Here is a 13,712-nt window from a genome sequence, read left to right on the forward strand (position 1 = left end):
AGGACTTGAAAGACAAACTTGAGAATATGATCTTAAGGTCTAATAGCAATGAGCACACGCTTGATATTAAGGGTATGAACGAAGGTGGCGCAGATATGACCTCTGCGCTTAAAAGTGCCAATATCGTAAGCTCAACGCAAACCATGCCCAGCATAAACCCAACCACCAATGAAGTAGATGTTAAACTCAATAGAGACAGGGCATTTGAAACATATCGCACGGAAGATGGTGAGATAAAAGTTCGACTCAAACCGGGGGCGAGCAACGAATTAAAGCCGGTTAGCGTATCAGCAGATCAACTTTATTCCTCAGAAATTAATCATGACCAAACAAAGTGGGAGGGTGAGGGCACCTATGGTGATGAAGATGCCCTATATCAAGCAGGTCGAGATTCGAACGCTAGGCTCTCATCTAGCGCAAACAACACTACAGAAGCTGTAGCTTATAGAACAATACTCGATAACGCCCAGTCTGGTGCACAGCAAACAGTACCCGATGTGTTAATGACCCAAACTTATGCAACGCTAGATAATGTAGAGCAGACTGGCGGGGGTTTTTTTGATTCTTGTGGCACCACCACTGTAGCGAAAAGCGGAGAATTATACGCCCCAAACATTCAAGAAAAATTTTGTCAGCGATTACAAAAAGACAACCCCTTTCATTGTCAGGTTAAAAGAGCAGTGCCTGTTATTACAGATGCACTTCTTACCGTTGCAGGACAAGGGCGAACTATACTTACTGTTGAGTTTAATCTCCAAACTGGAGAAGTTAAGCCAATAGAGCCTACGGACTCGATTGCATTTGACTTTAATGTGGCCGCAAATGATGCTTTTAGAAATATGTGTGACACTGATCCAGACGCCACTTTTAGCCGGGTTAATTTAGACACCTGGGAAGGGACTAGCCTTACGGGTAAAATTGATACATCGACTAGAATTAATGAGTTACAGGCACCAAGTTGTGCTAATGGCTTAGTTGGTATAATCAGCATCGAAGATAAAACTGATGAGTATAGCGATACCGAATGGATTCTAAATGCACAAGCAAGATACCGCTTTGTTGGCCAGCTAGGTGAAGATACTCAAATCCCCGAGGGTTGCTACGACGCCCTTTCTAATGACGTAAAGAAATCAAATGGGCTTACCTCTTTTCCTCCAGATCCAGTAACAGGCGAATTTGAAATAGATGGAAATTGTACGTTTACAGGTTATACAACTATTCAAGGTGGGCTTCAGGGCTATGATGCTGAAATGCTTGCAGATATATTGCCATGGTACAGCGGTGATGTGGAAAATATCTCTTGGGAAGTAAACCTAGATGGATATACATGCGACCCCTTTAAAGGTGAAGAAGTTTGTACTAATCAAGAGCAAGAAGATGGAACTGTAGTTGAAGTTTGTAGAACATGGGAGGAAATAAAGTCTTCGGGTGGAACTTGTGATGTTTACGAAGAAAAGGATGAATGTGTTGAAATTAAAACAGAATGTACAGACGGCTTTACTATTGATGGTTGGAATTACTGTGTAAATGAAACTGTTACATATGAATGTGACAATGGCCAAGACGTAGATTTTGAATATGAAACTACTGAATCAGCATGTGAAGGCATGCTGCCATGCTCAGGTGGTGAATGTAGCTGGGGAGAAAAGGAACAAAATGATAATTTCTTTCAAGCTGCTGCTATCGCTAATGTAATGGAGCAAATACCAGGCGAGGCATCATGTGAAATACCTGGAGACGTATCTACTTGTAGAATATTTGAAGGCGAAAGGCAATATTGCTCATGGGCTACCGCTTCAGATTGGGGGAATGATTGTTGCGAAGCACCAGAAGGTATCGACTTTCTTGATTACTTAAACATGACACAAATGATGCTCAAGTTTGAAAATCAGCAAATGGGTGGCGTGTTTTCAGAGCCAGCGGCTGAAGCAATTAACGGAGCATGGACAACAGTATCAGACGCTGTAACTTCAACTAATGCTTGGGAAAGCGTTAGCTCATTTTATACGAGTGCAGTAGAAACCGTTACTGGCAACGTTGCAACGACAGTGCCGGGAGCGGCAAGCAGTTCTGCCGGCGCTGCTGCATCCACTGTAGCAGAGGCGGGTTTAAGCCCTATGACGCAGTATATTTACCAACTTATTTATGATGCGTTACCTCAACAACTCGGGGAACTTATGTTTACAACTTCGGTTTCACAAACTACCGGTGAAACTGCTGTAAAAGGCCTAAGTGAAGGTATGGCAAGCGCGGCTAACTTTTTAGGTGCAGTTATGTTTTGGTACTCTATGTATCAACTAGCACAGCTCGTGGGCTCTTTACTCACAGCTTGCGATGATGTTGACAACGATACAGCTCTCAAGCTAGAAATGCGTCAATGCTATGCGGTGGAGAATAAATACTGCGCTAAAGAAAGCTTAGGTGTGTGCTATATGAAAAGGCAAGATTATTGTTGTTATGGTTCTATTTTAAGCCGAATAGTTATGGAGCAAGCTCACGTTCTTTTGGATAAGGATATGACCGAGTGCTCAGGGCTTACTCATGAGGAATTACAGGCACTAGACTTTAATCAAATAGACCTTAGCGAATGGATAGGAGTAATGGTTGAGTCCAACCTAATCCCAGAATCTAACGAAGATGATTTGAGTGCAAGTGGTCGTTATGAAAACACACAATACAGACAAACACCTACTGAAAGAACCATTGAAAGAACGAGTAATGCAGCTGAAGGAGCTAAAGTGATCAAGGAAAAAATGAACGAACCGCTAGATTGCTCTAAATATCCGAGGCCCCAAATCTGTGAATTTGGGTTTTCACTTGGTAGTGAAGAAGGTGGTTGATATTAGTTAGAAATAAAAGCCAGCCCTTAAAGGCTGGCATCTAAATCCGTACTCCCCATAAATAAAGGAATATATTATTTCAATTTAAAAGATGAATTTTCTTTTGTAAATAAATGCATAGTATTGTTATGAATTACGTAAGGGGCGGGAACGGTGTATTTAATACCACTTCCCCATACACCATAAGACTTTGGCACAACGGCAAAGCCAGAAGTGGCAACAGCCATATCAGTAAAACTTTCGTAGCCATTAATAAAAGTCAATGTAATAACATCTTTAATTTGATTTTTGTATTCGACTTTACCAACAACTTCGATTTTTATGCCTGCGGCACATGAACCGTTGAGCTTACGATCAAAATTTAGAAGGTTAGAGTTTTCAATTTCACCTGTGAAATTGAAAGTTGTATTCTTACTTGGGTCGCATATAACACCGCCTTTATAAAAGAGCATAAAATTATTATCAAAGTGATCGCTTTTTATTCGTAGCAATGCGTTAAATTTAGTACCCTCAATATTATTGAAAGTATTAGTAAGCTCTCTTTCGACAACTTTTACTGCATCAGCATCGATGTTTTGACTATTTAAATCACCTAAAAACACAAGCATAGGCTTCCAATTAAAAGCTCTATCGGCCTGTGATTGAGCACCCATACTGCCCGCCAAATCAACTAAGCCACCAGTTAAAAAAGACATAGCGTATTCAGCGCCTACTAAGCCACGATTAGCCTTGAATTGTGCATCTTCTGGTAGCTCTACATCTGATAATCCCGCTGTTTTACGTGTCATTTGAGCTACATTTAACGCAAAGCTCGCGTTATCATCAAATTGATAAACCTCGTTTGATTCTTGTGTAATAACAGGAGGCTGAGTAGACATACAGGCCGTAAGAGAAAGCACCGATAATGCCAAAAAAGAGTTTTTAATTGATTTCATTGCTGTGTACCGTTTTTATGTGTTTTTCAAAAGTTAATGTATTTAAACATATTCTTAAAACTAGGCTACTGATTTATGAGTTGAGTTACCAAGTTTCATGTATTCGCCATATTTCTTCGGCAGTCATAGACTCATCAGTATATGTATCTTTTAAAGCGCCACATTCTTGCACAGAAAGATATAAAACTCGGCGCAGGCCACTATTTTGCAAGTATTTAAGGGATATATGACACCCTTTAACTACTGAGAGGTTTTTTATGAATTCGTCTAAGCTGTAGCTGTTTTGGATCACTTTTCCAACACATTCAATTTTAATCATCTATTAATTCCCCTGTAACAATAAACCGGCAGATAATCGATCGGTATGGCTTCTCAATATTGTTGATAATCTATTAAGCTGCCTATGTGGAGGAAGTTCCTCGCCATTTTCCCACTTTAAGTAAGTTTCGACATCTACATTAATTTTTGACGCTACTTGTGTAGCTGTTAGAAGTTGTTTTTCTCTTTGCGATTTAATTCGACGCCCTAAAATACGACCGTACTTTTTCATATACTTATTTTTCCAAATTCATATTTACAGTTGCCATTTTTACCTATTGTAAAATTCTGGCTACTGATCAGGAAAAGTTAGAATGGGGGTTTTAAGCACTTGTAAGATTAAATATGGCATTAACGAATGATCAGAACGAAGTGGTAATGCATAGAGATGAAAATAAGTTAGTCCTTGCTTTACCCGGTAGCGGTAAAACCCACCTCTCAATTGAGTTGGCCAGTCGAATATTAAAGGCAAATGAAAATAACTTTTTGATAATGGTTACTTTCACACGTTCATCAACGGCTGAAACTCAACACCGAATTTCAAAATTAGTAACTGACGATGAATTAAAACGCGTGGATATAAAGACTTTTGCGAAGTTAATTTTAGAGCACGCACGCCCACTATTAGGCGGTAGGCAATTAATTATGGGGCCTAACCATGAGCTATTTAAACGCCGGGCAATAGGTAAGGATGAAAATGAGCTTCAATTTATAGAAGTAGGTTTTCCTGCAGAGTATTTAAATTCAAATGGTGATATTAATAAACTATCTGAAATTTCAAAAAATTACCTGACCGCGCTTAGACAGTACAATAAAGTAGATTTAACAACGCTCAGTGTTGAACTGATTTTTGCGCTCAGAAATAAAAAAATAAAACCGTTAGAGTTCACCCATATGCTGGTGGATGAGTTTCAAGACACTTCAGAAATTGAATACGCTTGGATAAAAGAAAATAATGTAGGTGAGCGTTCTTTTACGGTAGTAGGCGATGATGATCAGGCTATATACTCTTGGAGAGGGGGTAACGGGTATAAAAATATGGTTAGGTTCCAGGAAGAATTTGACGCAAAAGCTTTTCTATTAAGTATCTGCTTCAGGTGTCCGCCGGAAATACTTGAGTATGCTGGAGAGCTCATAGATTACAACATAGAGAGAATGCCTAAAACAATGAAGTCAGCCAAAAGCGAAGGTGGCAAAGTTATATTTAAAGAGTATTCACGCATGGCCATTGAAAAAGCATTACAAATAGAACCCGAAGAACTCTATAAATATCAGAAATATGTAGTTGAACGTAAGATTGTACCTCCTGCTGCAAGCTGGCATTACCGTAGATCGCTTGAGAACTATCTAAATTTAATCAATCAAAAGACCTATAAATATAAAGAAAGTGATTTTATATTAGCGAACACCTCTGTGCCCTTTGAAAGCCATGGTGTAGTTGCGCTTGAAATAGCGAAAAACCCGAAAGGTTGGGCTGTATTGGCTAGGACAAATAGATTGCTTGATATGATGCAAGAAGAGCTTGTAAACCTTGATATACCGGTAGAGAGAATTGGTGGAAAAAGTATTTGGGAGTCATCTATGGTTTATGGCTTAGTGAGTTTATATAAAAGTTTATCTAACCCAAAAGATTTTAGCTGTATAGATGATGCTTTAAGTTTTCTCGGTGTGCCCAATGACACAATAAGTGATGCCCACCAGCATTTAACAGAGGTTGGCGATATAAGTAAGGCCAGTACACTTTCACTGCCGGAAAATGAACAGTTATCTTTGTATTTAGATTTGGCAAAAAATCTGCCTAATAATGGCGATGAAGAAGGTATTAAACAATACATAAACAATGTTCTGGATGCCTCAGTAAAAATTTCAAAAGATCATGAAAAAGCATTTAATAAGCTTCGCTTAGTGGCGCTTCGGCTTCTTGGATACAGCGGTTCGTTAAGAGTGCGAGTAGCAGCGTTAATACGGCTAATACAAACAAAAGACGAAGTTAACCATAGTGATAAAACAAAAGTTATTTTGGCTACAATGAACGGCTCTAAAGGTCTGCAGTGGGAAAAAGTTTGGGTACTTGATGCGGAAAAAAATCGAGTACCAACTAAGTTTAAAGGTGATAGTGATAACGAGGAGAGTAAAACAGCCTTTCTTGAAGAAGAAAGAAGGTTATTCTACGTTGCTATGACCAGGGCTGAGTCTGAGTTATACATAAGTTACCGCGAAAGGAAGCACTCACGGTTTGTAGAAGAAATGCAACTTGAATAAGATTTTTAATCTTGCGGTAGTTTTAAATGAATAATTTACCAACAAACTGTTATGAGCGTATATTTTCAATAAAAAATGTTACAAGTATTGAAAAATAATTATAGCCGTTATATATTCATCGAAACACTATGGCTATGCTTAGTTAAATATACAAAATACTGAGCGTAGCCAAAAATAGTATAAAGCTTCATTGTGAAGCCAAAACCCCATTAGGCTAGTCCTAAAAAATCGCCATCTATGTATTTTGCATATGGCTTTGTAAGCTTTTTAAATTAGTTTACCAACCCCCCTAAAACCAGTTTGCATTTTTTAAAATTTGCTTACCTGGCCTTTTTTCGTGCCCAAAATTAATTGAAAACATAACTTTAGAGTTATGTTCTGAATTATTTTTACCATTTTTTTTAACTGAAGTTTTTAACTTCGACTCCTTGCATGGAGTATAAACCCTCGCGGCTTTACATCCCTGTAAAGTGACGATTCAACCTTTTAGGTCAATGAATCTTTTGCTTCGGCATTAAACCCACATAGCCCTGCTATTTAAAACCTTAAAAAAAATGGAGAGTAACCACTCATGCGAAAACTTAAAAAAGTCGCTAAAAACCCCAAGGCAAATAAAAACGTTATAAGCAACCTGTTCAACCTAGTTGGATTAGTTACAAAATGTATTTATTTACCGACCTATTTAGTTTCAAAACTTTTTCATAGCGAAAATTTCTTTGGGCGACTCGTTGTATTGTTTATCTGGCTTATGAATGTAATATCTTTAATGTTTATTGCATCTAACATGACAAGCACTACAGGCTTATTAACCAACCTAAGCAATTTTATTGTGATGTTTGGTCTTTTAAGTGCAGTCCCCGTTTTAATTTCGCGCTTCAAAAAAGATATGATTTAAGTTTAACCTCTTAAATTAAAACTAAATAAACCCAAAGCAAATAAAACACTATTAGTTAACTTCAACCTAGTTGAACTCACTATTTAGTATTTTATTTCAACACAGTTTAGTTAAACCGCCTTTCCTATCGCAAAATAACCTAAATCTACGCGTTGTAATGATTACCATCATTTTGACTTCAATATTTTTATTGTCTTCTTAATCTTGGTCTTTGCTACACACTTATTTGCAAACTCGAATCATATTTGATTTTCGTTTGTACTTAACGTGGTTTTTTAATTTTGCACTTTGAAAGTCTCTTTTTAAGCATACACACTTAAATCGTAACTAAATTTAAACCCATGGCTTAGGCCTAAACCCCCGCGGGAGTATTTTTACACTCCTTTGGGGTGCATGTACTCCCGTTTTTATATATCCCGGAGAGTAACCATGCAAACCCACGCAAAGAAAAATAAAGTTAACCATCAAGACAAAATTGAATGCGTTTTTCGTATCAAGCACCACGGCTCGACTATTCCAGCTTGTGCAAAACGTTTTGGTGTTACTGATAAAAAGGTAAAAAGTTGGCTTTCTATGCATGAAAAAGGTGAATTAATAAAGCAACACGCTCATTGGTCACCTAGTTGGAATAAAGAAAATGTAATTCAACACCCGTTGGATTTAGATATTTTGCAGGCTATTAAGCGCGGTAACCCGACTTATGAAGACTCAATTATCTCTTTATTTGACCCTGAACTCGATGCAATTAACTGTGTTACACATGTTGAATGGACGGATGAAGAAATTGAAAAACTATGCTTATGGATGGTTGATCGTTCTTTAGAAATTATTCGAGATGTGGCTATTGATACAGAAGATATGATTACAGAAATTGAGTTCATTAGTTCTAATTATTTCACTTTAATTTGTAAAGCTTTCGGCTTCGATCATGTTGAATTACGTAAAGGTATTTATCATGAACTTAGATTACGCGGAGTTAACAAGTTCGCTTTGGAAATGTTAGAAATATCAGATGCTTATACTAAGCAAGGAGTAACTTATGTACCTAAAGAGGGCTACTAGTAACCTTGTAAACGTTAAACATAAATTAACTGATAATGGAGAAATTAAATGCTAGAAAAAATATTAAGAGAAAGTTTTTCTTATAATTTAGTTGAAATTTTCACTTCGAAAGTTACATCTAAAATTCTAAATTTTAATTCCTTCATAAACGATACAGACCTTATTGTTTGGATAGCGCTAGAAAAAGGTGATGTAGTTCCCAGTATGTATATTAGTCAAATTGATGAAGCCTTAACGGATTTATCGACTGATTTTGCTGGAAAATACTTAGCCGCTTATAAACTAGCCGTTCAAACATATAATGAAAGTGCTGCTATCGATTTAAAAATAGAAGAGCTTTATAGCGAATAATTTATTTTTATTTGTATATATAAGCTCATAAACCCTTAATTTTAATGTTTTTCATTAAATAAAACCCTATCGGGGATAGATTATCCCTGATTGGGGTAATGCTATCTCCAAAAACTTAACCCTTACGGAAATTTTGGAGAGTAACCATGTCAAATACAAACACAGCAGAAAACGTAGCTCAAATTCAATCAACTAAAGTTAATTACAACGAATTAGAAAAGGTAGATGCACACAGCATTTTCCCTGATTTTTTCACCCCAGGTGAAAGGTCGCTAACTCGTCGTAAAAACAGACACCCTGATTGTCAAGGCTCTAACAAATATTACATTCCTAATGAAAAGACGCTTAAACGCTTCTTATCTTGGTGGATGGCCCCAGTTCAACTACAAACCTTTGGTTTGCACGGTGAGACAGGGACAGGTAAAACAGAGATGTTACTTTATGTAGCAGATCACTTAAATGAACCTGTGTATATGGTTAAATGCCACGGTAGCTTAATGCCAGAAGATCTTGAAGGTTCTCGCGTTCTTATGAATGGCGAAACACCTTTTAATCCTGGTCCAGCTGCAAAAGCTTACGCAAGCGGTGGGTTAGTTATTTTTGATGAACTTGATAAGGTAAATCGCAACACTGGTGCTGCGATTCATGGACTACTGGAAGGTAAGCCATGGCCTGTAGAGCAAATTGGAAAGACACTAACTAAACACTCATTGTGTCGTATTGTTGCCACAGGTAACACGACAGGCGAGGGTGGTTCAGAATTTTATACTTCTTCACAGAAGTTAGATGACGCACTACGTTCACGTATCGGTTGGTACAGAACGTATTACCCACAGCCAGCACTTGAGTTAAAAATAGTACAAAAGCAATTCCCAGCAATCCCATATGCACTTGCACACAAAATGATCTTAGTCGCTAACGAACTAAGAAAATTACGTGTCGGTGATGATGGTAAAGGCATTGATGATCCAATCGGTTGTATTTTCAGTACACGAACTTTGGTGAATTGGGCCTACCACACCATGGTGTTTGGTAAAGATGCTGAGTGGCGCGAAGCATTAGATTTCTCTATGCAAGGTGGTGTTGATAGTGATAGCCAAGAAATAGTTGATGCAGTTTTGCAACGATTATTAGGTTCAGATCTTGATAAGACCAGTGGAGAAGTTTTTGCCGCGCATGAAAAAAAGTAAATAACTCTTCCACAACGCCGGTAGCTAGTTTTTACGATATGACAGAATGTTTAAATAATGATGTATTTGAAGCTAAAGAGCTTTCAGATGGGTCATTTATAGCAATGTCTATCGGAACTAATGCTAGTGGAAAGAGATTATCGGTAACTTTTAGCCCTGTGAACGCCTTTACTGGCCTTAGCAGTGTATACAGAAAAGTGAGTGATATTAAATGGGTAGATAACGATACACACCTTGAAGATGTGGGTACTCATTTTAATCTTAAACACGTTACTGAATACAAAGGCGTGGAAGCAGTTGAATTAGGTTTTCTACCATGTAGACCTTCTTCATACCCAACAGCTAGTTTTGATGTTGTTACTTTAAGTAAGAGCAAAGATGAGCTTTGGGCCATTGGTCGCGTAAATAATACGGTTTATGTTTTTTATAAAAAAACTAATCGGTATGGCGACTATTGGGTTCCGCAAGAAGTTAACAATAAGGTTGCAGTGAGAGAACGTATTCAAGAAAAACTTGATGATGGTTATTTTTCTACCGTCAACAATTTTGAGTATGATCACAAAACTAGAACCTTAGAATATTGTAAATAGAGGCTAACACCTCAAAACCTTAACCCTACAGGGGCATAACTCCCCTGAACAGGGTTGTTATGCTCCGAATTTAATCAAAACCCCGGAGAGTAACCATGACAACCCAAAAATATACAGTCGATTCAGCAAAAGAAGCTTCAAAATTAGCCGCTAGCAATGCCAACTTAGACATTAAAAGCGGTGCTTGTTTAATTTCAGTAGAAGTTCAAGGAGCTTGTGGCGAGAGTATTATCTCAGATAGTAAATCGCTAATAGATGGACAAGTGCTCGATTCTCAGTTGCTTTCAGGAACCAAGTTACGTTGGTTTCCAAAAGAAAAGCTTAGATTTGTTAGTAAGTGTTCAGCTCAAGCTCGTCGCGCTCTAAATCAACGAGGTATTAGCTTTGCAAAAGGCGCTACCCTTGTACCAATCACTCAATTAGATGATTTGATTACAGAGTTAGAGGCTATTGATACTGAGTTTAAAGCTGAAGTAGAGCAATTAAAAAACCTCTATGACAGCACTATTGAAGAGCATGTTTTAAATAATCAGCCCGTTGAGGCTTATATTCGAAAATGTGCGGAGGAAGCTAGTAAATTTGCTAGTCGATTCACCTTCAAGGTACACCCGCCTATGGCAATACAACCACTATTTGATGGTGATGAAGATGTTATGACAGAAGAGGCATCTCAAACTTTGTTTGAAGAAGTTTCTAATGAAGCAGCTGAAATCTATCAAAAGTCGTTTCTAAGATCTGAAAAAGCAACTAGCAAGAAGTTAAAGCCAGTTTTCGCATTGCGCGATAAATTGATTAATTTATCGTTCTTGGATTCTAGTGTTGCTCGGGTTGCGGAACGTTTTTCTGAAGTCCTTGATGAACTACCTAAAACATACCCTTTAATGGGTGGTGACTATCATAAAGTGTGTCATTTTTTGACGCTCGTTAGTGACCAAGCAAAAATGACAGCTTATGGAAATGGTGGCGATGAATTAAGTGAACCAGAAGAGGTTGAGTTTGAAGAAGAAGTGCCATTTGATGATGGTGTATCGACTGAAACGCCTAGTATAAACACTGAAGTTGACCCCTTCAGTCAAAACCCATTTGGAGAAGCAGCAAAGCAGTCAATAGATGACCCATTCAACACTGAACATACAGTTCAGCAAGAGAGTGTGGCCATAGACAGCTTTGCTTTTGATGGTTGGTAATTAATTTTAGCAACTTCAAACACCAGTAAAAGCCATGTGCTTTTGCTGGTGGCTTGCTCCTTAAAAGCACTTTTCTAAAGAGTGTTTTTAAAGATTAAGACTAAAACCCACGCGGGTGCACCTACCCGCTTGGGCATGGTTGCACCCAAAATTTAATATTTCGGAGAGTAACCATGAAAAATAAATTAAAAAAATTCCTTGAAGGTAAAACTGTAAACACTGTAATTCGCGGTAATTATGAATTTCGTGTAGTTGAACATGAAGGGAAAGAAATTATTGTAAGTGCTCAACTGCTTATTGGCGGTGCTTCTCAAAGAAGTAAAACCAATAAATTAGCTAAAGCATAACCACCACTCAAGCTCGCATTGTGCCCGCTTGGGTGGCGAGCTTTCTTTTTTACCGGGTCACGGTGATCACCAATACACCTGAGACTCGGATGTATTGGGATCATCGTGATTTCGATATATGAGGAAGCAAAAGTATGAATTACAATAATTTCGATAAAATTAACCATGTAAAAGCATTAGTAGATCAAAGTGGCGGTTGGGAGAGTGTTCTTTCTAACTACCATGGGTTAGCGCAATCATTTGAAAAGGGTACACGGCAGCAGCCTTGTCCTCTTACTGGTGGAGGCCGTACTAAATTTAGATGGTTCAGAGATTACAGAGAAACAGGTGGAGCATATCATAACGATGTTGGTCCATTACCTGATGGCATAGCTGTAGTTTCTTGGTATGTAGGTTGTTCTGTTTCGCAGGCTTTAGATGAAATTATACGCATTTGTGGTGGTGACTTATCAAGAGTTACTGAATCGGATGCAGTTAAAGCAAAGCGTAGACACAGCCAACAAAGTGCATATAAAACCTCAGAAGAAGCTCTTGCAAAAGCTAGAAAAGTTCTCCGGAACAATAAAGCTCAAGCAAAGCCAATTCTAAATACTCATGCGCAAGATTACCTTCGTAAACGCGGTATTCATTGTGACTTAACAAATATGTCTGATTTGGGTTTCCATCCAAAACTTGCATATAAGGAAAGCGATGAAACTGACTGGCAGCATTTCCCAGGAATGCTAGCCATGGTTCGTGATGTGAACGGTAAACCAGTCACAATGCATAGAACCTTTCTTGACAATACACAACCCGTTAAAGCTGATGTTATGCGCTCTAAGATGATTTTTGCGCCTATAGCAGATGTACGTGGCTGTTCTATTCAGTTAGACGAGCCTAAAGACGTTGGTTTTGGAGAGAAAGTTATAGGCATTGCTGAAGGCATTGAAAATGCTCTTAGTGTACGTGAGGCAACTGGTACACCTATGTGGGTCGGTATATCGGATCGTTTGATGGAAGCAGTTAAATTTCCTGATGATGTGACGTTTGTATTGATTTGGGCTGATATTGAGCCAAGTGGGGCCGGACTTGCTGCAGCGAAGCGCTTAAAGGAACGTTTGGAAAAAGAGGGCAAAAATGCCGAAATCTTTATTCCAAATTGCCCAGATGGTGTAGATAAAATTGATTGGAACGATGTTTATCAGTCACAGGGTTTTTCGGGTTTTCCACCAGCCCTAAGACCAGAATACCAACTTGATACTGGAGTTGAGATTCATGATTAACATTATTACTTCAAGCAAGCAGCACCATAGCGTTAAAAGTAAGGGCACAATACTCGAAAGCCTTGAACAAGGGTCTGTAATACACAAATCACAGTGTAGAGCAGGAATTTGCGGGTATTGTAAATGCAAATTAAAGTCGGGTTCTGTGGCTTACGTCACAGAGCCTTTAGGCTTTATGTCTAGTGGTGAAATCTTGCCATGTATATCAATTGCAAATGGAAATATAGAAATAGAGAGCTGAAAAGAGCCATTCTTTTTGGTCCTCTATTTTTCTTTTTGTTGTTTAATTTATTGAGCAATAAAACGAAAGGCAGATGATATGAAATTAAATTTGAAGTTTACTTCAACTCACAGCTGAGAGTTTAAAATCAGCGGCTTTACACCCTAGTGAAGTGACAACTCAATACGAGTTAACTGCTTCGGCAACAAACCCCAATACGGCTAAGCCGTAAAAACCCAATACGGCTTAGCCG

The 13,712-nt window shown here is 38.2% G+C and carries 14 protein-coding genes; 11 read left to right on the forward strand and 3 right to left on the reverse strand.

What is annotated here, in order from left to right:
• The first annotated feature begins 26 nt into the window (after window positions 1–26).
• Window positions 27–2,840, forward strand: coding sequence for a conjugal transfer protein TraN (gene traN, locus PSH50_RS12315; protein WP_273609679.1), 2,814 nt, complete (start codon window positions 27–29; stop codon window positions 2,838–2,840).
• Between the two features lie 74 nt (window positions 2,841–2,914).
• Here the strand turns inward: traN and PSH50_RS12320 are convergent, their stop codons facing one another.
• The 3 genes from PSH50_RS12320 to PSH50_RS12330 form a co-directional block, all read right to left on the reverse strand.
• Window positions 2,915–3,775: a hypothetical protein gene (locus PSH50_RS12320; protein ID WP_273609680.1), complete on the reverse strand. Its 861-nt coding sequence runs from the start codon at window positions 3,773–3,775 to the stop codon at window positions 2,915–2,917.
• An 85-nt stretch (window positions 3,776–3,860) separates the two neighbouring features.
• On the reverse strand, window positions 3,861–4,094 hold the full coding sequence (locus PSH50_RS12325; RefSeq protein WP_273587577.1) for a hypothetical protein: 234 nt from the start codon (window positions 4,092–4,094) through the stop codon (window positions 3,861–3,863).
• A gap of 3 nt (window positions 4,095–4,097) precedes the next feature.
• Window positions 4,098–4,325, reverse strand: coding sequence for a helix-turn-helix domain-containing protein (locus tag PSH50_RS12330; RefSeq protein ID WP_273609681.1), 228 nt, complete (start codon window positions 4,323–4,325; stop codon window positions 4,098–4,100).
• Window positions 4,326–4,438: 113 nt separating this feature from the next.
• Between PSH50_RS12330 and PSH50_RS12335 the strand changes: the two genes are divergently transcribed.
• The 10 genes from PSH50_RS12335 (at window position 4,439) to yfaE (ending at window position 13,480) form a co-directional block, all read left to right on the forward strand.
• Window positions 4,439–6,355, forward strand: coding sequence for a UvrD-helicase domain-containing protein (locus PSH50_RS12335; RefSeq protein ID WP_273609682.1), 1,917 nt, complete (start codon window positions 4,439–4,441; stop codon window positions 6,353–6,355).
• A gap of 571 nt (window positions 6,356–6,926) precedes the next feature.
• Entirely contained in the window at window positions 6,927–7,250 is a 324-nt protein-coding gene (locus PSH50_RS12340) for a hypothetical protein (protein WP_273602787.1), read from the forward strand.
• Between the two features lie 429 nt (window positions 7,251–7,679).
• Window positions 7,680–8,312 (forward strand): hypothetical protein, encoded by a 633-nt coding sequence (locus PSH50_RS12345; protein WP_273587581.1) that lies wholly within the window; start codon window positions 7,680–7,682, stop codon window positions 8,310–8,312.
• Window positions 8,313–8,360: 48 nt separating this feature from the next.
• Window positions 8,361–8,663, forward strand: coding sequence for a hypothetical protein (locus tag PSH50_RS12350; RefSeq protein ID WP_273587582.1), 303 nt, complete (start codon window positions 8,361–8,363; stop codon window positions 8,661–8,663).
• Between the two features lie 146 nt (window positions 8,664–8,809).
• Window positions 8,810–9,853, forward strand: a complete 1,044-nt coding sequence (locus tag PSH50_RS12355) for an AAA family ATPase (RefSeq protein WP_273587583.1) — start codon at window positions 8,810–8,812, stop codon at window positions 9,851–9,853.
• 38 nt (window positions 9,854–9,891) lie between these two features.
• Entirely contained in the window at window positions 9,892–10,443 is a 552-nt protein-coding gene (locus tag PSH50_RS12360) for a hypothetical protein (RefSeq protein ID WP_273587584.1), read from the forward strand.
• Between the two features lie 95 nt (window positions 10,444–10,538).
• Window positions 10,539–11,630, forward strand: a complete 1,092-nt coding sequence (locus tag PSH50_RS12365) for a DUF3150 domain-containing protein (protein WP_273587585.1) — start codon at window positions 10,539–10,541, stop codon at window positions 11,628–11,630.
• 173 nt (window positions 11,631–11,803) lie between these two features.
• A complete protein-coding gene (locus PSH50_RS12370; RefSeq protein ID WP_273587586.1) occupies window positions 11,804–11,977 on the forward strand; it encodes a hypothetical protein in 174 nt (57 codons plus the stop codon).
• Between the two features lie 134 nt (window positions 11,978–12,111).
• Entirely contained in the window at window positions 12,112–13,239 is a 1,128-nt protein-coding gene (locus PSH50_RS12375) for a toprim domain-containing protein (RefSeq protein WP_273587587.1), read from the forward strand.
• The gene (gene yfaE / locus PSH50_RS12380) at window positions 13,232–13,480 is read left to right on the forward strand and encodes a class I ribonucleotide reductase maintenance protein YfaE (protein WP_273587588.1); all 249 of its coding nucleotides are present in this window, start codon (window positions 13,232–13,234) and stop codon (window positions 13,478–13,480) included. The genes PSH50_RS12375 and yfaE overlap by 8 nt, the downstream gene beginning before the upstream one ends.
• Window positions 13,481–13,712 lie beyond the last annotated feature (232 nt).

This window comes from Pseudoalteromonas sp. Angola-7 (genome assembly GCF_028599255.1).
Classification (GTDB): domain Bacteria; phylum Pseudomonadota; class Gammaproteobacteria; order Enterobacterales; family Alteromonadaceae; genus Pseudoalteromonas; species Pseudoalteromonas atlantica.